Source organism: Streptomyces sp. NPDC006393 (genome assembly GCF_040628575.1).
GTDB lineage: Bacteria > Actinomycetota > Actinomycetes > Streptomycetales > Streptomycetaceae > Streptomyces.
Map to the genome: position 1 here is coordinate 176,269 of NZ_JBEXZD010000002.1, position 20,105 is coordinate 196,373.

The window sequence follows — 20,105 nt, forward strand, 5'->3', positions numbered from 1 at the left end:
GCAACACCGTTCTCTTAGGGTGTTCCTATGATGTGCGCCATGACTACGCCTGCCTTCCAGCGTGCGCGCAGTGCCCAGGCCAAGCAGGCTCGAGAAGAGGCGATCCTGGACGCGGCCCGTGCGCTCGGCGGCAGTCGCGGGATCCGGGACGTCACCCTCACCGACATCGCCGCGGCCGTGGGGATGCACAAGTCGGCCCTGCTCCGCTACTTCGAGACGCGGGAGCAGATCTTCCTCAAGCTCACCGCGGAAGGGTGGCGGGAGTGGTCGGCCGGCGTGCGCGCCGATCTCGAAGGGAGGGCGCACGCCACCGCCGGGGAGGTGGCCGAGATCATGGCGTCCACACTGGCGGCGCGACCCATGTTCTGCGATCTGCTGGCGCAGGCGCCTTTGAACCTCGAGCGCAATGTGTCGGTCGACTCGGTGCGCGCGTTCAAACTCGTGACGCTCGAGGAGATCGAGCTGATCGGCGCGGAGCTGCGGCGACTGCTGGGACTGACCGAGTTGCAGACGGTCGATCTGATTGCCACCGCGACGAGCCTGGCCGGGGCGCTGTGGCAGATGGCCACCCCCGGCCCGCGCCTGCGGGAGCTCTACCGGACCGACCCCCGGCTCGGCCACGCCGTCGTCGAGGTGGAACCCCGCCTGCGCCGCGTCCTCGCCGCCTTCCTCGCCGGACTCGGCAGGGGCTCCTCGGCGACGGACCGGCCCTCCTAGGAGGGCCGCACGGCCTTGTGCTCCTGGTCCCGGTGCTCCTGGTCCCGCTCGCACAGACCCTGATCGCAGGGGCGAGAAGGAAGGAGCCCGCCCGCCCCGGGGTGTTCAGCCGGTGGGGGAGGGCCGGTGGCGACCGAGGGCGTGGTCGCGGAGGAGTTCGTCGACGACGTGGCGGGCGACCGTGGCCATGTGCGGATTCCGGTCGCGGTAGTGGAGCAGTTCGATCAGGGCGATCGACAGGGCCCATCCGCGCCCCCGCGTCCAGGTCGCTTCGTCGGTGTCCAGCGCCGCCCGGAAGACCTCCCGGGCCCCCGCCGGCAGCACGTACCAGGCCGCGATCAGGTCCACGGCGGGATCGCCCAGGCCCAGACACCCGAAGTCGATCACCGCGCTCAGCCGGCCTCCCGTCACGAGCACGTTCCCCGGCTGCAGATCGGCGTGGATCCACACCGGCGGCCCGGTCGGAGCGGGGGCCCGCAGCGCCTCCTCCCACAGGGCGGTGGCCGCGAGGGCGTCGACGGCGCCCCGCAGCGCGCCGATGGCCTCCCGGGTCTCGCCGTCCCGCGCCGCCAGTGGCTCGCAGCGGTAGGAAGCCGGCCCGCCCGCCGGATCGATCCGGTGCAGGGCCGCGACGAAGCCCGCCAGGTCCTCGGCCAGCCGGCCGGATTCGCCGATGGTCCCGGCGGTCCCGACAGCCGGGTTCTCGCCGTCGAGCCAGCGGTAGACGGACCAGGGCCACGGCCACGCTTCGGCCGGCGCCCCCCTGCCCAGAGGCTCGGGCACGGCGACCGGCAGCAGCGGGGCGAGCCGGGGCAGCCATGTGTGCTCCTTCGCCACGTCCTCGGCGGCTCCGGCGGTACGGGGAAGACGTACCACCATGTCCTCGCCGAGCCGGTACATGGCATTGGAGGTGCCGGCGGAGGCGACCGCGGCGAGGGGGAGCCCGGCCCACCGCGGGAACCGGCCGGCGATCAGCCGGCGGACGAGTCGGGCATCGAGGGCCCGATCGCCTGGGCGCGGGATGTGGGCACGCATGAGCGGCAAGCAAACGGGACCCCGCCCGGGAGAGTCAACTCGTTTTGGGGCGCGGGCGCCCCGACCCCGAATGGTCGTCCCCGGTCCACGGGGAGACGATGAGGGCGAGGGGCTCGGCCCCCGCCGGTACCGTGCCCTTGGGCCCGGAGACGGAGACCGGCCCCGGCCGCGGACATCACGGCCGGAAGGGAGAACACCGTCATGTTGGAAGTGAAGACGGTCGACAAGCCGGACGAGCGGCGCGACTTCCCCCGGGGCCACCTCGAAGCCGTGCACCTCACCGGTCTGGACTTCGCCGTGGGCACCTTCGAACCGGGCTGGCGCTGGTCCGAGTCGGTCGGACCGATCGCCGGCACGAAGTCCTGCATGATCCACCACGACGGCTACGTCGTGCGGGGCCGGATGCACCTGGCCATGGACGACGGCGGCGAGGCCGAGGTGGGGCCCGGCGACGTCTTCGTCTGCGCACCCGGACACGACGCCTGGGTCGTGGGCGACGAACAGGTCGTCGTGTACGACTTCGCGGGAGCCATGGCCCAGCAGTACGCGAAGCCCGGCGAGGGCGGATCTCGGACCGAGGCGTGATCGAGGAGTGGTGCCGCTGCCCGGCGGGACGGCGATCCGTCCCGCCGGGCGCTGTCGGTCCCGCGCCCCGGGCGCGCCTCACACGGGCAGCAACCGGGAGACGATCTCCCCGAGTTGGCGGGCGTTGCGGCACTCGTGCATCTCGACCACGCCGGCGTAGGCGGGCGCGGCGGAGTCGCCCGTGCCCCACTGGGCGCGCGGCTCGGGGTTCAGCCAGTACAGGCGGCGGGCCCGGCCGGCGATCTCCCGCAGGGCCGGCAGGTTGGGGTCGCTCATGTTGGTGCGGGCGTCACCGAGCACGAACACGGTCGTGCGCGGGCCGACCGCGTCGCCGTAGCGTTCGGCGAACTCGCCCAGCGCCACGCCGTAGTCGCTGCTGCCGTGCCAGCCGGTCAGCCGTGCCTCCGCCTGGATCCGGGCGCCCAGGCCCTCCGGGTCGGCCGTGCCGTGCCGCAGCAGCCCGGTCACCTCGTCGATCCGGTTGACGAAGGCGAACACGCGCACCTTGCTGAACTGGTCGTGCAGCGCCTGCACGAGCAGCATGGTGAAGTCGGAGAAGCCGGAGACCGAGCCCGACACATCGCACAGCAGCACCAGTTCGGGCCGGACGGGCCGGCGCCGGCGCAGCACCGGCTTCACCGGCACACCGCCCGTCGACAGGGAGCCGCGCAGGGTGCGGCGCAGGTCGATCGTGCCGCGGGCGGCCCGGCGGCGGCGCGCGGCCAGCCGGGTGGCCAGCTTCCTGGCCAGCGGTCGCACGGTCCGGCGCAGCTCGGCCAGCCGGTCCCGCCCCGCGTACAGGAAGTCGACGCGGTCCGCGCTCGGTGCCACCGCCCGTCGCGCGATCTCCTCCCGCCCGCGCCGCTCCGCGACCCGGCGCCGCGCCTCGGTGGCGACCTGCCGGCGGAACACCTCGATACGGCGCCGGATCTCGTCGTCCAGCAGACGGTCGGTGAAGGCGGCCGTCCCGCTCCCGGCGCGGACATCCGCCCGCACCCGGGCCAGCAGCGTCTGCGGCCGCAGCCGCTCCAGCGTCTGGTACGCCGACCAGCCGTCCGAGCCGGGGGAAGCGCCGTATCCGCCGAGACCGTCGACCGCCTCGACCGCCAGCTGCCCCAGCAGGGCCGTGTCGCCCGCGGCGAGCGCGGCCGCGAGCCGGTCGCGCAGCTCCTCGCGCCCTGCCGGCTCCCCGTCCGGGGCGCCGACACCGCGCGGGAAGTACAGGTCGAAGACCGGGTCGAACACCGTCCGCTGGCCGCTGCCGTGCAGCAGCGTGGCGGCGAGCCCCTCCCGCAGCAGTTCGCGGTCGTCCATCCCCAGCACCTCGACCGCCCGGGCCGCGTCCACGGTCTCGCCGGTGCCGATCCGCAGCCCGTGCGCGCGCAGCGCGGCGACGAACCCCGTCAGCCGCTCCGCCACTCCGGCGCCGCCGGCCGGCGCGGCCGGGTTCACACGGCGTCCAGGTCGAGCTTGGCCGCCGCCTTGAGCACGTCCTCCTGGTGCTTGAGCAGCACGCCCAGAGTGTCGCGGACCATGTTCTCGTCGAGGCCGTCCGCGCCGAGCGCGAGCAGTGTGCGCGCCCAGTCGACGGTCTCGGCGACCGACGGCACCTTGCGCAGGTCCATCGCCCGCAGCGCCCCGACGACCCGGACGACGGACGCGGCCAGGGCCTCCTGGAGCCCCGGCACCTTCAGCCGTACGATGCGGCGCTCCAGCTCCTCCTCCGGGAAGCCGATGTGCAGGAAGAGGCACCGGCGGCGCAGCGCCTCCGACAGCTCGCGGGTGGCGTTGGAGGTGAGGACGACGAACGGGCGGCGGGTCGCCGTGATCGTGCCCAGCTCGGGGACCGTCACCTGGAAGTCGCTCAGCACCTCCAGCAGCAGGCCCTCCACCTCCACGTCGGCCTTGTCGGTCTCGTCGATCAGCAGCACCGTCGGCTCGTCGCCGCGGATCGCCGTCAGCAGCGGGCGGGACAGCAGGAACTCCTCGCCGAAGATGTCCGTGCGGGTCTCGTCCCAGGTCTCGTCCCGGCCGGCGCTGATGCGCAGCAGCTGCTTGGCGTGGTTCCACTCGTACAGCGCGCGGGACTCGTCCACGCCCTCGTAGCACTGCAACCGGACCAGCCGGGCCCGCGCCACCCGGGCCACGGCCTTGGCCAGCTCCGTCTTGCCGACCCCGGCGGGCCCCTCGACCAGCAGCGGCTTGCCGAGGCGGTCGGCGAGGAAGACGGACGTGGCGACCGCCGGCGAGGCCAGGTATCCGGTCTCGGCGAGGCGGGCGGAGACATCGTCGACGGACGTGAACAACAGGGCCTCCAGCGCGGGCGGGCGAATCGGTCGCGAAGCTGTCTTCCTCAAGTCGAGCACTTATATCTAAGCGCTTGTTCAGTCCCTCTGTCACGGGACTTCCTGTGTCATTAGCCTTCCAGTGTCACGGGACTTCCTCCGACTTCCACTGGTCTGTCACCGGACTCCGTCACTCGCGGCACGATGTCCGCACCACCCCGGACGGGCCACCACAGCGGGCCGCCCCCGTGCACCGCCGGTGGAATGGACGCGTGACAGCGCCCCCGGACGACTGCCTCGCCCGCAACGAGTGGATCTGCGGCGCGTATCTGAGCACGCGCCGCCACATCCTGTGGGACGCGGTGCTCCAGCACCTGCGGCTGACCGGCCTGTCGGTGCTCATCGGACTCGCCGTCGCCGTCCCGCTGGCCCTGGCCGCCCGCCGCTGGGGCTGGGCGGCCGGCCCCGTGCTCGCCGTCACGACCGTCCTCTACACCATCCCGTCCCTGGCGATGTTCTCGCTGCTCCTGCCGGTGTACGGGCTCTCGGCGACCCTCGTCGTGGCCGGACTCGTGCTGTACTCGCTGACCCTGCTGGTGCGCAACATCCTCGCGGGCCTGCGCGCCGTCCCCGAGGAGACCCGGCAGGCGGCACGCGGCATGGGCTACGGTCCCGTGCGGCTGCTGCTCACCGTCGAACTCCCGCTCGCCCTGCCCGCCGCGATGGCCGGGCTGCGCATCGCCACGGTGTCGGCGGTCTCCCTGGTGACGATCGGCGCCGTCGTCGGATTCGGCGGGCTCGGCAACCTCATCTACGCGGGCATGAACACCTACTTCAAGGCCCAGGTGCTCACCGCCTCCGTGCTGTGCGTGGTGATCGCGGTCGCCGCCGACCTGCTGCTGCTGGGCGTGCAGCGCCTGCTGACACCATGGACCCGGGCGGGCCGTACATGACGACGCTCACCGACTCCTGGCGCTGGCTCACCGACCCCGCCCACTGGAGCGGCGACGACGGCATCGCCCACCGCCTTCTTCAGCACCTGGTGCTCACGGTCGTCTGCCTGGCCGTCAGCTGCCTCATCGCCCTGCCCGTCGCCCTGGTCCTCGGCCACCTCGGCAAGGGCGGCGCACTCGCGGTCAACCTCGCCAACGTCGGCCGGGCCGTCCCCACCTTCGCCGTTCTGGTCCTGCTGCTCCTCACCCCGGTCGGACGGTGGGGCGAAGGCCCGACGGTCGTGGCCCTCGTCCTGTTCGCGGTGCCTCCGCTGCTGACCAACGCCTACGTCGGGATGCGCGAGGTCGACCGGAGCGTCGTCCGGGCGGCCCGGGGCATGGGGATGACCGGCCGGCAGACGTTGTTCCACGTGGAACTGCCCCTTTCGCTCCCGATGGTGCTGAACGGCGTGCGGATCGCCGCCGTCCAGCTCGTCGCCACGGCCACCCTCGCCGCCCTCGCGGGCGGCGGCGGCCTCGGCCGGATCATCACGGCGGGCTTCAACCTCGCCAGCACGCCCCAGGTGGTCGCCGGGGCGCTGCTCGTCGCGGTGTTCGCGCTCGTGGTCGAGGGAGTCTTCGAGATCACCGAACGGCTGGCACCGGCGTGGGCGCGGGGCGGCCGATGAGCGGGCGCCGGGCCCTGACGGCCGTCGTGCTGCTCGTACTCACCGCCTGCACCACCGGCCCGTCCCTGGAGAACCGCGGCCAGGTCACCGCGTCACCCGGCGACAGCCGGCACCTGACCATCGGGTCCGCCGGTTTCACCGAGAGCGACCTGCTCGCCCAGATGTACGCCCTGCTGCTGAACCAGGCCGGATACAAGACGGCGCTGCTGACCGTCGCCAACCGCGAACTGTACGAACCCGCCCTGGAGTCCGGCCAGATCGACGTCGTCCCCGAGTACGCGGCCACCTTCGCCGACTGGCTGAACGCCAAGGCCCACGGCGCCGACGCACCCCCGGCCGGCTCACCCGACCTCGGCGCCACCATGCGAGCCCTGCGCGAGCTCGCCGCACCGCGCGGCCTGACCGTGCTGGACCCCGGCCGCGCCGTCGACCAGAACGCCTTCGCGGTGAGCCGGTCGTACGCCCGGCGGCACGGCCTGAAGACCCTCGGCGACCTCGGCGCCTCCGGCCTGAAGGTACGGCTCGCGGCAGGCGACGAGTGCGTGCGCCGCCCGTACTGCGCCCCGGGTCTGAGGAAGACCTACGGCATCGACGTCACCGGCATCGACCCCAAGGGCGTCGGCACCACCCAGGCCAAACAGGCCGTGCGCAGCGGACGCGACCAGATGGTGCTGACCACCACGACCGACGCCACCCTCGACGCCTTCGGCCTCGTCCTCCTCGCCGACGACAGACACCTCCAGAACGCCGACTACGTGGTTCCGGTCGTCAACCGCGCCCGCGCGGGCGGCACCGGCGTGACCAAGGTGCTCGGCAGGCTCAACGACGTCCTCACCACCGCCGACCTGGCGTCACTGAACCGGCAGGTCGACAGCTGGCGCCGGCTGCCCTCGGACGTGGCCCGGACCTATCTTCGGGACAAGGGCCTGCTGAAGTGACGCCGCGACCGGGACGCCGCCGTCAAGCGTCCGCCATCGTCAGGCGTCGGCCACCGAGTCGAACCTCACCTGGTCCCGCGGCACCCCGCGCGCGTCGGCGTCCACCGAGCGGCGCAGCGCCTCGTGCAGCTTCGCCGGAGTGAGCACACCGAGGAAGCGGGCGCCGTCCAGCACCGCGACCCAGCCGGCGTCGTGCTGGAGCATCACCCCGAACGCCTGTCTGAGCGGCGCGCCCACCGGCACCCACGCCCGCATCCGGTGCGCCAGATCCCCGACAGAGCCGCCTCCGGCCAGCGCGTCCAGGCCCACCCAGCCGTGCAGATCACCGGAGGCGTCGACGACGACCGCCCAGCGGGCGCCCTCGGCGCGCAGCCGCCCGGCCACACGCTCGGCCGGCTCGTCCAGCCGGGCGACCGGCGGCTGCTCCAGATCGTCCGGCTCGATCGCGGTCACCGACAGCCGTTTCAGACCCCGGTCGGCGCCCACGAACCCGGCGACATAGGGATTCGCCGGGCTGCCCAGCACCGCCCCGGGCGTGTCGAACTGCTCGATCCGCCCCTGCCCGTACACCGCGATGCGGTCGCCGAGGCGTACCGCCTCCTCGATGTCGTGCGTGACCAGCAGCACCGTCTTGTGCACCGCCGCCTGCATCCGCAGGAACTCCTCCTGCAACTGCTCGCGCACCACCGGGTCGACGGCCCCGAACGGCTCGTCCATCAGCAGCACCGGGGGGTCCGCGGCCAGCGCACGCGCCACCCCGACCCGTTGCCGCTGCCCGCCCGACAGCTGCTCCGGATAGCGCGGCCCGTACGTCCCCGGGTCCAGACCCACCAGCTCCAGCAGCTCGGCGGCGCGCGCCCGCGCCCTCGCCTTCTTCCAGCCGAGCAGCGCGGGCACGGTCGCGGTGTTGTCGAGGACCGTGCGGTGCGGGAAGAGGCCGACCTGCTGGATGACGTAGCCGATCCGGCGGCGCAGCCGCACCGGATCGACTCCGGCCACGTCCTCGCCCCCCACGAGGATCCGGCCCGAGGTCGGTTCGATCAGCCGGTTGACCATCAGCATCGTGGTCGTCTTGCCGCACCCGGACGGGCCCACGAGGGTGACGAGTTCCCCCTCGGACACCTCGAAGCTGAGCCCGTCCACGGCCGTGGTCCCGTCCGGGTAGCGCTTGGTGACCTGCTCGAACCGGATCATTCCCTCACGCTAACCGCGCCGGTCACCCCCCGCTCACCAGCACCACCTCCAGGGTGCGCGGACCGTGCACCCCCTCCACCCGGTCCAGTTCGATGTCGCTGGTCGCCGAGGGGCCGGAGATCCACGTCAGCGGGCGCGTCGGATCGAGGCGTTCCAGGGCCTGGGGGACCGAGGAGACCACCTGGTCCGGGACGCGGACCACGCAGATGTGGTGGTCGGGGATGAGGGTGATGCGGCGGCGGCCCTGGTCGGGGGAGCCGTCCAGGACGATCGTGCCGGTCTCGGCGACGGCGACCGCGCAGCCGGTGACGACGCTGTCCACCCGGTCGAGTTCGTGTGGCGTGCTGTCCGCACGGTCCGGGACCCGCGTCACCTCCGTCTGCGCCAGCCAACTCTCGTTCAGTCCGGAAGGGACGAGCACGGTCCTGGAGCCCCGCTCGCCGAGCAGGTGGGCGATCAGCCCGGGCAGCCCCTCGGCGTCGCTGCGGTGCACGACCGCCCGGTAGTCCACCAGGTTCTCGGCCAGCAGATCCACCGTCTCCTCGACCCGCCGGCCGCCGTGGTGCCGCAGATAGTCGCGGGAAACGGCCTGTTCGTACGGAGTGTCGTCCGGTGGCACGTCCGCCAGCGCGCGCCGCACCCGGCCCAGGATCCGTTCCCTGCTGCTCACTTCGTCCCCTCCTTGCCGCCGCCCGTGCGCTGCCACCAGTCGCGGAACGGTTCCGCGGGCACCGGGGGCAGGTCCCGGGTGCCGCTCCAGGCCTTGCCGGGGCCCGGCAGCGTACGAGGATGCAGGCGGCGGGTGCGCGAGGCGAGGCGCTGGCCGGTGCGCAGGACGCCGGGGTGCGTGAACGCCCAGCGGGCCGCGCGCATCGCCGCCCGCTCGGCGGCGTGCCCCTTCGCCGGCCGCAGCACCACCTTGTTGCCGCCGCGCGTCGAATGGTCGCCCTGGGCGACCCGTTCGCGCAGGTGCACCAGCACCTCGGGGATGTCGATGGCGACCGGGCACACCTCGTAGCAGGCGCCGCACAGCGAGGACGCGTACGGCAGGGAGGCGTCGATCTCGCTGCCGGTGCCGCGCAGCTGGGGGCTGAGGATCGCGCCGATCGGCCCGGGGTACACCGAGCCGTACGCGTGCCCGCCCGCCCGCTCGTAGACCGGGCACACGTTGAGACACGCCGAGCAGCGGATGCAGCGCAGGGCCTGGCGGCCGACCTCGTCGGCGAGCGTGTCGGTGCGGCCGTTGTCCAGCAGCACCAGATGGAAGGTGCTCGGCCCGTCCTGGTCGGTGGTGCCGGTCCACATGGACGTGTACGGGTTCATCCGCTCGGCCGTCGAGGAGCGGGGCAGCGTCTGGAGGAAGACCTCCAGGTCCCGCCACGTCGGCACGATCTTCTCGATGCCGACGACCGAGATCAGCGTCTCGGGCAGCGTCAGGCACATCCGCCCGTTGCCCTCGGACTCCACGACCACCAGCGTGCCGGTCTCGGCCACGACGAAGTTGGCGCCGGAGATGCCGACCTTGGCGCGCAGGAACTTCTCCCGCAGGTGCAACCGGGCCGCCTCGGCGAGTTCGGCGGGCGTGTCGCTCAGGCCCTCGGGGGCCGGACGGCCCCACTCGCCCATCTCGGAGCGGAAGATGTCCCGGATCTCGCCGCGGTTGCGGTGGATCGCGGGCACGAGGATGTGCGAGGGCCGGTCCTTGCCCAACTGCACGATCAGCTCGGCGAGATCGGTCTCGTAGGCGCGGATGCCCTCCGCCTCCAGGGCCTCGTTGAGGCCGATCTCCTGCGTGGCCATCGACTTGACCTTGACGACCTCGCTCTGACCGGTCGCCTTGACCAGATCGGCGACGATCCGGTTGGCCTCCTCGGCGTCGACCGCCCAGTGCACGGTGCCGCCGGCCGCCGTGACCGCCTCCTCCACCTGCACCAGATAGCGGTCCAGGTGCCGCAGCGTGTGGTCCTTGATCCGCCGCCCGGCCTCGCGCAGCGCCGCCCAGTCGGACACCTCCGCCACCGCCCTGGCGCGCTTGGCGCGGATGGTGTGCGTGGCGTGGCGCAGATTGCCGCGCAGGGTCTCGTCGCGCACGGCCTCGTGCGCGGCCTCCGGAAAGGCCGGGTACGCCGGGACGCCGGGCATCCCCAGGAACGTGGCGCTCATGCGGCGGACTCCTCCTCCGTGCTGGCCAGGATCTCCGCGATGTGCACCGGCCGCATGCCGGTGCGCAGCCGGGTCATGGTCCCTCCGATGTGCATCAGACAGGAGTTGTCGGCCGCGCACAGCACCTCGGCGCCGGTCGACTCGGCGTGGCGCACCTTGTCGGCGCCCATCGCCGCCGAGACGTCCGGGTTCTTCACCGAGAAGGTGCCCCCGAAGCCGCAGCACTCCTCCGCTCCGGGCAGCTCCACCAGCTCCAGCCCCTTCACCGCCCGCAGCAGCCGCAGCGGACGGTCCCCGAGGCCCAGCACGCGCAGGCCGTGGCAGGTCGGGTGGTAGGTCACCGTGTGCGGGTAGTACGCCCCGACGTCCGTCACCCCCAGCACGTCGACCAGGAACTCCGTCAGCTCGTACGTCCGCGGCACGACCGCCGTCAGCGTCCGGGCCAGCGTGTCGCCCCGGCCCTCGGCCCGTGCCCGCTCGCCCATGCGCGGATACAGCTCCCGCACCATCGCCCCGCACGATCCGGACGGTGTCACGATCGCCTCGTAGTCCCGGAAGACCTCGGCGAACCGTCGGGCCAGCGGCTCGGCCTCGTGGCGGTACCCGGTGTTGTAGTGCGCCTGCCCGCAACATGTCTGGGCCATCGGGAAGTCCACGTCCACGCCCAGTCTGGTCAGCAGTTTCACCACGGCGCGCCCGGTGTCCGGATAGAGCGTGTCGTTGACGCAGGTCAGGAACAGAGCGACACGCATCGCGGCTCCTTGTTGTCGATCATCGGGTGGTTGAAGCCTAGTCAGGCGGAAGGTACGGGGGCAGGCCGCGGCCCGCGGCGTGGCGGCGCGCCCCGCATGGGGCGTGGCGGCGTGCCACGGATCGGGCGCGGCCGAGCACCGCGGCTCACCGTGGCGCCCCGGCGAGCCGGGCCTCGGCCGCACGCCAGGCCGCCGCGTCGCCGCTCGGTTCGTACCGCGTCAGCGGCTGCGTCCGCGCGATCAGGCGCCGCATGCCGGCCCGGTCGCCGACGAGGCCGTGCGCCCGGGCCTGCACCAGGACGTTGCCGAGGGCCGCCGCCTCGGTGGGCCCGGCCACCACCGGCAGCCCGCAGGCGTCGGCGGTCAGCCGGCACAGCAGGGCGTTGCGGGTCCCTCCGCCCACGATGTGCACGACGTCCACGGGATGGTCCGCGAGCCGCTGTGCCTCGGCGATCGCCCGGCGGTGCGCGAGGGCGAGGGAGTCGAGGATGCAGCGCGTGAACTCGCCGCGGGTCGCGGGCACCGGCTGCCCGGAGACCCGGCAGGCCTCCGCGATCCGCTCCGGCATCCGGCCCGGGGCCAGGAAGGCGGCGTCCTGCGCGTCCACGACCGACCGCAGCGAGGGCACCTCGGCCGCCTCCCGCAGCAGCTCACCCAGGTCCGGGTCGCCCCAGGCCCGCACGCACTCCTGGAGCAGCCACAGCCCCATGATGTTGCGCAGATACCGGACGGTGCCGTCCAGCCCCAGCTCGTTGGTGAAGTTGGCGGCGCGGCTCTCCTCGGTCAGCACGGGTTCGTCCAGTTCCAGACCCGCCAGCGACCAGGTGCCCGTACAGATGTACGCGAACCGCTCGCCCACGGCCGGCACCGCGGCCACCGCGGACGCCGTGTCGTGCGAGCCGACGGCCGTCACCGGCACCGGCCCGCGCAGCCCGGTCTGCTCCAGCACCTCCGCCCGCAGCACGCCCGCCGGATCGCCGGGCCGGCGCAGCGGCGCGAACAGCTCCAGGTCGATGCCCGCGCGGGCCGCGACGTCGTACGCCCAGTCGCGCGTGCGCGGGTCGACGAGCTGGGTGGTGGAGGCGTTGGTCAGTTCCGTGCCCTGCTCACCCGTCAGCCAGTACGTCAGCAGGTCGGGGATCAGCAACAGGCGCCGGGCGGCGGCGAACTGGGCGGTGGAGCGGGCCGACGCCAGCTGGTACAGCGTGTTGAACGGGGCGTACTGGATGCCGGTCGCCGCGTACAGCTCCTCGGGGGGCACGCTCGCCCACACCTTCTCGGCGACGCCCTCGGTACGGGCGTCCCGGTAGTGCACCGGGTTGCCCAGCAGGGCGCCGTCGGCGTCGAGCAGGCCGTAGTCCACGGCCCAGCTGTCGATGCCGACGGAGTCCACCCGGCCCGCGGCGCGCAGCCCGTCCAGCACCCCGGCGTACAGCCCGAGCACGTCCCAGCGCAGCCCCTCGGGCACCCGCACGGGACGGTTGGGGAAGCGGTGCGCCTCGGTCAGCTCCAGCGAGTCGGGGCCGACGCGGCCGACCATGACACGCCCGCTGGACGCGCCGAGGTCGACCGCGGCGTACGACTTCACGGCCGCGCTCACCTTGCTCACCGCGTTCACCGCAGGAAGGCGGCCGCGACGCCGGCGTCGACGGGGACGTGCAGACCGGTGGTGTGGGTCAGCTCCCCACCGGTCAGGGCGAAGACGGCGTTGGCGACATGCTCGGGCAGCACCTCGCGCTTGAGGATGGTCCGCTGGGCGTAGAACTCGCCGAGCTTCTCCTCCTCGACCCCGTACACGGCGGCCCGCTCGGCACCCCACCCACCGGCGAAGATCCCGGAGCCCCGCACCACACCGTCGGGGTTGATCCCGTTGACGCGGATCCCGTGCTCCCCCAGCTCGGCGGCGAGCAGGCGCACCTGATGGGCCTGGTCGGCCTTGGTGGCGGAGTAGGCGATGTTGTTCGGCCCGGCGAAGACGGCGTTCTTGGAGGCGATGTAGACGATGTCACCGCCCAGCCCCTGCGCGATCATCACCCGGGCGGCCTCCCGCGAGACGAGGAAGGAACCGCGGGCCATGATGTCGTGCTGGAGGTCCCAGTCCTTGGTGGTGGTCTCCAGCAGCGGCTTGGAGATGGAGATGCCGGCGTTGTTGACGACCAGGTCGACCCCGCCGAAGGCGAGCACGGCCTGGCGGAACGAGGCGGCGATCTGCTCCTCGTCCGTGACGTCCACGGTCACGGCGACCGCCTTGTCCGGCCCGCCCAGCTCCTCGGCGACGGCGGCGGCGTTCGGGGCGTTCAGATCCGCCACGACGACGCACGCGCCCTCGGCGACGAGCCGCTGCGCGATCGCCTTGCCGATCCCGCTGCCCGCGCCGGTCACCAGCGCCACCCGGGTCGCCAGCGGCTTCGGCTTCGGCATCCGCTGGAGCTTGGCCTCCTCCAGCGCCCAGTACTCGATGCGGAACTTCTCGGACTCCTCGATCGGCGCGTACGCCGAGACGGCCTCGGCCCCCCGCATCACGTTGACGGCGTTGACGTAGAACTCGCCGGCCACCCGCGCGGTCTGTTTGTCCTTGCCGAAGGAGAACATGCCCACGCCCGGGACCAGCACGATCGCCGGGTCGGCACCGCGCATCGCGGGGGAGTCCGGCGTCGCGTGCCGGTCGTAGTACGCGGCGTACTCCGCGCGGTACTCGGCGTGCAGCTCCTTCAGCCGGGCGATCGCCTCGTCCAGCGGGGCGGACGGCGGCAGGTCGAGCACCAGGGGCCGCACCTTGGTGCGCAGGAAGTGGTCCGGGCAGGAGGTGCCCAGCGCGGCCAGCCGCGGATGCTCGGCCCGGGCCAGGAAGTCGAGGACCACCTCGGAGTCGTCGAAGTGCCCGACCTGCGGCCTGTCCTGCGAGGCCACGGCCCGGACGTACGGCGCCAGGGCCGCGGCCCGCTCCCGCCGCTCGGCCTCGCCCAGCGCCTCGTACCCCTCGATCACCGGCCCGAAGGGCTCCGCCTTCCCGCGCTCGGCGAGGAACTTCTCGGCGGTCCGGATGATGTGCAGCGAGTTGCGCTCGCACTCCTCGGAGGTGGCACCCCACGCGGTGATCCCGTGCCCGCCGAGAACGCACCCGACGGCCTGCGGGTTGGCCTCCTTGATCGCGGCGATGTCCAGCCCCAGCTGGAACCCGGGCCGCCGCCACGGCACCCACACCACCGAGTCGCCGAAGCACTCGGCCGTCAGCTTCTCGCCGTCGGCCGCGCAGGCGAGCGCGATACCGGAGTCGGGGTGCAGATGGTCCACGTGCGGGGCGTCGACCAGCCCGTGCATGGCCGTGTCGATGGAGGGCGCGGCCCCGCCCTTGCCGTGCAGGCAGTAGTCGAACGCGGCGACCATCTCGTCCTCGCGCTCGACACCCGGGTACACGTCGACGAGGGCCCGCAGCCGGTCCAGCCGCAGCACGGCCAGCCCGCTCTCGGTGAGCGTCCCGAGGTCGCCCCCGGACCCCTTCACCCACATCAGCTCGACGTCTCCGCCGGTGACGGGGTCGGTGTCGGTGCCCTTGGCGGAGGCGTTGCCGCCGGCGTAGTTGGTGTTACGGGGATCGGCGCCGAGCCGATGGGAACGATCGAGCAGGGCGGAGGCTTCGGGGTGGAGTGACATGGGGGTTCCTTTTCAAGACGAGGGGATGAATCAAAGGGGCGCGGGGCTGTATCGATCAGCGGCTCCGCCGCGGGGCGCGCTCAGCCGCAACCGGCCCGCACCCCGCTACGAACAGAAGCCCGGCAGACGCTCATGCCCCCCAACCGGCCTGCTGCCCACCCACTCGCTCCGCGACGATCTTCTCGGCCCACCCGGACCGCCGGTACGCCACCAGAGGCTCGGGGTCCAGCCCCATCTCCTCCCGCACCTCGCGCAGCAGCGGACGGACGTCCGTGTTGTACGCGTCCATCAGCACGGCATTGGCCTCCAGCACCTCACCCGAGGCCTGCGCCTCCGCCAAGGCGACGCCGTCGACCAGCAGCGCCTTCGCCGTGGCCTCCTGCACGTTCATCACCGACCGGATGATCGCCGGGATCTTCGCCTCGATGTTGTGGCACTGGTCGAGCATGAACGCGACCTCCGGCGTGAACCCGCCGCCGCGTACCACCTCGTACATGATCCGGAACAGCTGGAAGGGGTCGGCCGCGCCCACCATCAGGTCGTCGTCGGCGTAGAAGCGGGAGTTGAAGTCGAACCCGCCGAGCTTCCCCTCCCGCAGCAGCGTCGCCACGATGAACTCGATGTTGGTGCCCGGCGCGTGGTGCCCGGTGTCCACCACGACCTGCGCCTTCGGCCCGAGCTTCAGGCAGTGCGCGTACGCCGTGCCCCAGTCCGGGACGTCCGTGGCGTAGAAGGCCGGCTCGAAGAACTTGTACTCCAGCAGCATCCGCTGGTCGTCGCCGAGCCGCTCGTACACCTCCGCGAGCCCCTCGGCGAGCCGGTCCTGGCGGGCGCGGATGTCGTCCTGCCCGGGGTAGTTCGTCCCGTCGGCGAACCACAGCTTCAGGTCCCGCGACCCGGTGGCGTCCATGATGTCGACGCACTCCAGCAGGTGGTCGACCGCCTTGCGGCGCACCACCGCGTCCGGGTGGCAGATGCTGCCCAGCTTGTAGTCGTCGTCCTGGAAGGTGTTGGAGTTGATCGCGCCCAGCCGCACTCCGCGTTCCTCGGCGTGCTTGGCGAGCGCGGCGTAGTCGTCGACCCGGTCCCAGGGGATGTGCAGGGCGACGGTCGGGGCGACGCCGGTGAACTCGTGCACCTTCGCCGCGTCGTCCAGCTTCTCGCGCGGCGTGCGCGGGACACCGGCCTGCGCGAACACCTTGAAACGGGTCCCCGAGTTCCCGTACGCCCACGACGGCGTCTCGACGGCCTGGGTCTTGAGCGCGGCCTTCACCGCGGCGAGCTCGGTCACTGCAGGGCTCCTGTGGCGTGGGGTGGAAAGCCTGTGAACGGCTTCTGAACGGCTTCGCTGTGAAACGATTCAGAACCGGAAGGTATGGGCCATGGGTTTGGGTGTCAACCCCCCAGGGTCGGGCTCTTCTCCGTGACCCCGCTGTGACCTTTGAGCCTCCAAATTTTTTCGATCCGTACCCATTGACGTGACATCGGCTCCATGCCTAACGTCCCGGCAACCCAGTTGAAACCTTTCACGACCCGGTACGGCTGCCGGCCGGCGTCGTCGAGGAGCCCCCAATGACCCACCCGTCCGACACGGGTCCGGCCCCGGTGCTGGCGCTCAGGGACATCTCGAAGTCCTTCGGTGCGGTGCGTGCCCTCAGGAACGTGTCCCTGGAACTGTTTCCGGGGGAGGTGCACGCCCTCGCCGGGGAGAACGGCGCGGGCAAGTCGACCCTCATCAAGACCCTCGCCGGGGTGCACCGGCCGGACGCCGGCCAGGTGCTGCTCGACGGCGAGCCCGTCGTCTTCCACGGACCCGGCGACGCCCGCGACGCCGGCATCGCCGTGATCTACCAGGAGCCCACGCTCTTCCCCGATCTGTCGATCGCCGAGAACATCTTCATGGGGCGCCAGCCCCGTCGCACCATCGGCCGGATCGACCACAAGGCCACCCACGAGGCCACCGCCGGTCTGATGCGCCGGCTCGGCGTCGACCTCGACCCCGACCGCCCCGCGCGCGGCCTGTCCATCGCCGACCAGCAGATCGTCGAGATCGCCAAGGCGCTCTCCTTCGACGCCCGCGTCCTGATCATGGACGAGCCCACCGCCGCCCTCACCGGCAGCGAGGTGGCCCGCCTGTTCGGGGTCGTCCGCACCCTGCGCGAGCAGGGCGCCGCGGTGCTCTTCATCTCGCACCGCCTGGAGGAGATCTTCGAGATCTGCCAGCGGGTGACCACCCTGCGGGACGGCGCCTGGATCGCCAGTGAGCCGCTGGACGGCATGACCGAGGACGACCTGGTGCGCCGCATGGTCGGCCGTGACCTCGACGAGCTCTACCCCAAGCAGGACGTGACACCGGGCGAGGTCGCGCTCAGCGTGCGCCGGCTGACCCGCGAGGGCGTCTTCACCGACGTCTCCTTCGAGGTGCGGTGCGGCGAGATCGTCGGCCTGGCCGGACTGGTCGGCGCCGGGCGCACGGAGGTCGCCCGGGCCGTCTTCGGCGTCGACCGCTGGGACGCCGGCGAGGTGGAGGTCGGCGGGCGCAGGCTGACCAACGGCGCCCCGTCCACCGCGATGGCCGCCGGGCTCGCCCTCGTCCCCGAGGACCGGCGCGCCCAGGGCCTGGTGATGGACATGTCCATCGAACGCAACATCGGCCTCACCGGACTGCGTACGACGAGAAGGGCCGGTCTGGTGGACCGCGGCGCCGAACGCAGCCGCTCCCTCGACTGGGCCGTCAAGCTCCAGGTGAAGTACGCCCGGATCGCGGACGCCGTCTCCACCCTCTCCGGCGGCAACCAGCAGAAGGTGGTGCTGGCCAAGTGGCTCGCCACCGGCCCCAAGGTGCTCATCGTCGACGAGCCCACCCGCGGCATCGACGTCGGCACCAAGGCCGAGGTGCACCGGCTGCTGTCCCAGCTCGCCGCCGACGGCGTCGCCGTCCTGATGATCTCCTCCGACCTGCCCGAGATCCTCGGCATGGCCGACCGCGTGCTCGTGATGCACGAGGGCCGGCTGACCGCCGAGATCCCCCGCTCCGACGCAACCGAGGAAACCGTGATGGCCGCAGCCACGGGGAGGGCCGCGTGACCGTGACCGCCCCCAACCCCGCCTCCGCCGCCGAGGCGCCCAAGTCCAGCGGCACCCGGTTCGTCGACCGGGTCTTCAAGATGCGCGAACTCGCCATCCTGGTCGTCTTCCTGGTGATGATCGCCGTCACCCAGGCCGGCAACAGCGAGTTCCTCTCCCAGCAGGGCATCAAGGACCTGCTGCTGAACGCGACCATCCTGGTGCTGGTCGCCACCGGCCAGTCGCTGGTCGTCATCACCCGCAACGTCGACCTGTCGGTCGGCTCCACGCTCGGCATCAGCGCCTTCGCCGCCGGCACCTATCTGCACGGCGGAGGCAACCCCCTGGTGGCCATCGTGCTGGCGGTGCTCCTGGGCGTCGGCTTCGGCCTGCTCAACGGCCTGCTGGTCAGCCTCGGCCAGGTGCCCGCGCTCGTCGTCACCCTCGGCACGCTCTACATCATCCGGGGCATCGACTCCATCTGGGTGGGCTCGCGCCAGATCACCGCGGCCGACCTGCCCGGCGGCTTCGTCGACTTCGGCTCCGGCGGCATCTCCGCCGTGCCCTACCTGGCGCTGATCGCGCTCGTGGTGCTCGTCGGCACGGCGTACTACCTGAAGAACTTCTCCGGCGGCCGGGAGCTGTACGCGCTCGGCTCGAACCCGGAGGCCGCCCGGCTCGCCGGCATCCCGGTGCGCAAGCGGATCCTCGCCGCGTACACCTTCTGCGGCGGCCTCGCCGGCCTCGCCGGGGCGATGTACCTGGCCCGGTTCGGCAACGTCGACTCCGGCACCGGCAACGGCTACGAACTCACCGTCGTCAGCGCGGTCGTGGTCGGTGGCGTGGTCTTCACCGGCGGCTCCGGCAGCGTCTACGGAGCGGCCCTCGGCGCCCTGCTGCTGACCTCCATCAACAGCGTGCTGCCCGCCCTCGGCGTCAGCTCCGTGTGGGTGCTCGCGATCAACGGCATCCTGCTCCTGCTCGCCATCGCGGTCGACCGGATCGTCGCGCTGCGCGTGGCCTCGGCCCTGAAGAAGAGGAACGCCCGCCATGCCTGAGTCCCTCTCCCGCGCCGTCCGCTGGGACACCGTCGTCGGCGCCCTGCTCATCGTGGTCCTGCTGTTCTCCTTCGGCTTCGTCGACGGCTTCGGCAACGCCCTGAACCTGTCGTTCCTGATCGGCAACACCCTGCCGATCGCGCTGATCGCCCTGCCGATGACGCTGCTGGTCGTCGCCGGTGAGATCGACCTGTCGGTCGCCTCCACCGCCGGTCTGTCCGGCGCGGTGATGGGCGCGCTGTGGAACCAGGGCATGACCATCGAGACGATCATCCCGCTGTGCCTGGTGCTCGGCGCGGTGTGCGGCCTGGTCAACGGCCTGCTGGTGACCCGGCTCGGGCTGCCGTCCCTGGCCGTCACCATCGGCACCCTCGCCGCCTACCGGGGCATCGCGCAGATCGTGCTCGGCTCGGACGCGGTGACCGACTTCCCCACCCAGTACCTGGACTTCGCGGCCGGACGGCTCGGCGACACCTTCCTGCCGCAGGCCTTCCTGCCCTTCCTGGTGCTGCTCGCGATCGCCGTGGTCACGCTGCACGCCACCCCGTTCGGACGGTCGCTGTTCGCGATCGGCGCGGCCGAGGAGGCGGCCCGGTTCGCCGGCATCCGGGTCAAGCGGCACAAGCTGCTCCTGTTCGTCGCCACCGGCCTGATGTCCGCGCTCACCGGCGTCTTCTGGGCCCTGCACTACGCCAGCGCCCGCTACGACAACGCCACCGGGCTGGAACTCTCCGTCGTCGCGGCCGTCCTGCTCGGCGGCATCGACTTCGACGGCGGCAAGGGCACCCTCGGCGGCGCCGTGGCCGGAGTGTTCCTGCTCGGCGCGCTCCAGAACGTGATGAGCCTGGTCAACGTCTCCGCCCAGTCGCAGATCGTCGTCACCGGCGTCCTGCTGGTCATCTCCGTGCTCGGCCCCCGCGTCGCACGCCAGGTCGCGGTGGCCCGGGCCGGGCGCCGGGCGGCCTCGGCGCCCGTGTCCAAGGCGCCCGCACCGACCCCGTAACGCGCTCGTTCTCCCTCGTCCTCGTCACCGAAGC

At 72.4% G+C, this 20,105-nt stretch carries 18 protein-coding genes; 8 read left to right on the forward strand and 10 right to left on the reverse strand.

All coding sequences use genetic code 11. The features are described from left to right. The first annotated feature begins 39 nt into the window (after positions 1-39). The gene (locus ABZ484_RS01805) at positions 40-717 is read left to right on the forward strand and encodes a TetR family transcriptional regulator (protein ID WP_358863909.1); all 678 of its coding nucleotides are present in this window, start codon (positions 40-42) and stop codon (positions 715-717) included. A 105-nt stretch (positions 718-822) separates the two neighbouring features. On the opposite strand, the gene ABZ484_RS01810 is transcribed toward ABZ484_RS01805, so the two are convergent. Beyond that, a complete protein-coding gene (locus ABZ484_RS01810; protein ID WP_358863910.1) occupies positions 823-1,752 on the reverse strand; it encodes an aminoglycoside phosphotransferase family protein in 930 nt (309 codons plus the stop codon). Between the two features lie 201 nt (positions 1,753-1,953). Here ABZ484_RS01810 and ABZ484_RS01815 point away from each other — a divergent pair, with 201 nt between their 5' ends. Beyond that, positions 1,954-2,337: a cupin domain-containing protein gene (locus ABZ484_RS01815; protein WP_358863911.1), complete on the forward strand. Its 384-nt coding sequence runs from the start codon at positions 1,954-1,956 to the stop codon at positions 2,335-2,337. Between the two features lie 78 nt (positions 2,338-2,415). Here ABZ484_RS01815 and ABZ484_RS01820 read toward each other — a convergent pair whose 3' ends face one another. Then, positions 2,416-3,789, reverse strand: coding sequence for a VWA domain-containing protein (locus tag ABZ484_RS01820; protein WP_358863912.1), 1,374 nt, complete (start codon positions 3,787-3,789; stop codon positions 2,416-2,418). Then, the gene (locus tag ABZ484_RS01825) at positions 3,786-4,643 is read right to left on the reverse strand and encodes a MoxR family ATPase (protein ID WP_358863913.1); all 858 of its coding nucleotides are present in this window, start codon (positions 4,641-4,643) and stop codon (positions 3,786-3,788) included. Before ABZ484_RS01825 ends, ABZ484_RS01820 begins: the two co-directional genes overlap by 4 nt. A gap of 251 nt (positions 4,644-4,894) precedes the next feature. On the opposite strand from ABZ484_RS01825, the gene ABZ484_RS01830 reads away from it, so the two are divergent. From ABZ484_RS01830 to ABZ484_RS01840, 3 genes are read left to right on the forward strand one after another with little or no spacing between them, the layout of a single operon-like run. Beyond that, positions 4,895-5,575 carry an ABC transporter permease gene (locus ABZ484_RS01830; protein WP_358863914.1) on the forward strand — a complete coding sequence of 227 codons (681 nt, stop codon included), beginning with the start codon at positions 4,895-4,897 and terminating at the stop codon, positions 5,573-5,575. Next, the gene (locus ABZ484_RS01835) at positions 5,572-6,243 is read left to right on the forward strand and encodes an ABC transporter permease (protein ID WP_358863915.1); all 672 of its coding nucleotides are present in this window, start codon (positions 5,572-5,574) and stop codon (positions 6,241-6,243) included. Before ABZ484_RS01830 ends, ABZ484_RS01835 begins: the two co-directional genes overlap by 4 nt. Then, the gene (locus ABZ484_RS01840; RefSeq protein WP_358863916.1) at positions 6,240-7,181 is read left to right on the forward strand and encodes an ABC transporter substrate-binding protein; all 942 of its coding nucleotides are present in this window, start codon (positions 6,240-6,242) and stop codon (positions 7,179-7,181) included. The genes ABZ484_RS01835 and ABZ484_RS01840 overlap by 4 nt, the downstream gene beginning before the upstream one ends. Positions 7,182-7,220: 39 nt before the next feature. On the opposite strand, the gene ABZ484_RS01845 is transcribed toward ABZ484_RS01840, so the two are convergent. The 7 genes from ABZ484_RS01845 to rhaI form a co-directional block, all read right to left on the reverse strand. Further along, positions 7,221-8,375: an ATP-binding cassette domain-containing protein gene (locus tag ABZ484_RS01845; protein WP_358863917.1), complete on the reverse strand. Its 1,155-nt coding sequence runs from the start codon at positions 8,373-8,375 to the stop codon at positions 7,221-7,223. Positions 8,376-8,397: 22 nt separating this feature from the next. Beyond that, positions 8,398-9,045 (reverse strand): lactate utilization protein C, encoded by a 648-nt coding sequence (locus ABZ484_RS01850; protein WP_358863918.1) that lies wholly within the window; start codon positions 9,043-9,045, stop codon positions 8,398-8,400. After that, on the reverse strand, positions 9,042-10,538 hold the full coding sequence (locus tag ABZ484_RS01855; RefSeq protein WP_358863919.1) for a LutB/LldF family L-lactate oxidation iron-sulfur protein: 1,497 nt from the start codon (positions 10,536-10,538) through the stop codon (positions 9,042-9,044). The genes ABZ484_RS01850 and ABZ484_RS01855 overlap by 4 nt, the downstream gene beginning before the upstream one ends. Then, the gene (locus ABZ484_RS01860) at positions 10,535-11,290 is read right to left on the reverse strand and encodes a (Fe-S)-binding protein (protein ID WP_358863920.1); all 756 of its coding nucleotides are present in this window, start codon (positions 11,288-11,290) and stop codon (positions 10,535-10,537) included. The genes ABZ484_RS01855 and ABZ484_RS01860 overlap by 4 nt, the downstream gene beginning before the upstream one ends. A 145-nt stretch (positions 11,291-11,435) precedes the next feature. Further along, entirely contained in the window at positions 11,436-12,878 is a 1,443-nt protein-coding gene (locus ABZ484_RS01865) for a rhamnulokinase family protein (RefSeq protein ID WP_358863958.1), read from the reverse strand. A 26-nt stretch (positions 12,879-12,904) separates the two neighbouring features. Then, positions 12,905-14,944, reverse strand: a complete 2,040-nt coding sequence (locus ABZ484_RS01870) for a bifunctional aldolase/short-chain dehydrogenase (RefSeq protein ID WP_358863921.1) — start codon at positions 14,942-14,944, stop codon at positions 12,905-12,907. Between the two features lie 130 nt (positions 14,945-15,074). Continuing rightward, positions 15,075-16,235 (reverse strand): L-rhamnose isomerase, encoded by a 1,161-nt coding sequence (rhaI, locus tag ABZ484_RS01875; protein ID WP_358863922.1) that lies wholly within the window; start codon positions 16,233-16,235, stop codon positions 15,075-15,077. Positions 16,236-16,516: 281 nt separating this feature from the next. Here rhaI and ABZ484_RS01880 point away from each other — a divergent pair, with 281 nt between their 5' ends. From ABZ484_RS01880 to ABZ484_RS01890, 3 genes are read left to right on the forward strand one after another with little or no spacing between them, the layout of a single operon-like run. After that, on the forward strand, positions 16,517-18,031 hold the full coding sequence (locus tag ABZ484_RS01880) for a sugar ABC transporter ATP-binding protein (RefSeq protein WP_358863923.1): 1,515 nt from the start codon (positions 16,517-16,519) through the stop codon (positions 18,029-18,031). Next, complete coding sequence (locus ABZ484_RS01885; protein ID WP_358863924.1) at positions 18,028-19,068, forward strand: ABC transporter permease; 1,041 nt, start codon at positions 18,028-18,030, stop codon at positions 19,066-19,068. Before ABZ484_RS01880 ends, ABZ484_RS01885 begins: the two co-directional genes overlap by 4 nt. Next, entirely contained in the window at positions 19,061-20,071 is a 1,011-nt protein-coding gene (locus tag ABZ484_RS01890) for an ABC transporter permease (RefSeq protein WP_358863925.1), read from the forward strand. The genes ABZ484_RS01885 and ABZ484_RS01890 overlap by 8 nt, the downstream gene beginning before the upstream one ends. Positions 20,072-20,105: the final 34 nt, after the last annotated feature.

Coding starts and splice junctions, on each gene's coding strand:
- ABZ484_RS01870 (WP_358863921.1), bottom strand. CDS start 14,944: ATGTCACTCCACCCCGAAGCCTCCGCCCTGCTCGATCGTTCCCATCGG.
- ABZ484_RS01815 (WP_358863911.1), top strand. CDS start 1,954: ATGTTGGAAGTGAAGACGGTCGACAAGCCGGACGAGCGGCGCGACTTC.
- ABZ484_RS01860 (WP_358863920.1), bottom strand. CDS start 11,290: ATGCGTGTCGCTCTGTTCCTGACCTGCGTCAACGACACGCTCTATCCG.
- ABZ484_RS01855 (WP_358863919.1), bottom strand. CDS start 10,538: ATGAGCGCCACGTTCCTGGGGATGCCCGGCGTCCCGGCGTACCCGGCC.
- ABZ484_RS01840 (WP_358863916.1), top strand. CDS start 6,240: ATGAGCGGGCGCCGGGCCCTGACGGCCGTCGTGCTGCTCGTACTCACC.
- ABZ484_RS01880 (WP_358863923.1), top strand. CDS start 16,517: ATGACCCACCCGTCCGACACGGGTCCGGCCCCGGTGCTGGCGCTCAGG.
- ABZ484_RS01810 (WP_358863910.1), bottom strand. CDS start 1,752: ATGCGTGCCCACATCCCGCGCCCAGGCGATCGGGCCCTCGATGCCCGA.
- ABZ484_RS01890 (WP_358863925.1), top strand. CDS start 19,061: ATGCCTGAGTCCCTCTCCCGCGCCGTCCGCTGGGACACCGTCGTCGGC.
- ABZ484_RS01845 (WP_358863917.1), bottom strand. CDS start 8,375: ATGATCCGGTTCGAGCAGGTCACCAAGCGCTACCCGGACGGGACCACG.
- ABZ484_RS01805 (WP_358863909.1), top strand. CDS start 40: ATGACTACGCCTGCCTTCCAGCGTGCGCGCAGTGCCCAGGCCAAGCAG.
- ABZ484_RS01835 (WP_358863915.1), top strand. CDS start 5,572: ATGACGACGCTCACCGACTCCTGGCGCTGGCTCACCGACCCCGCCCAC.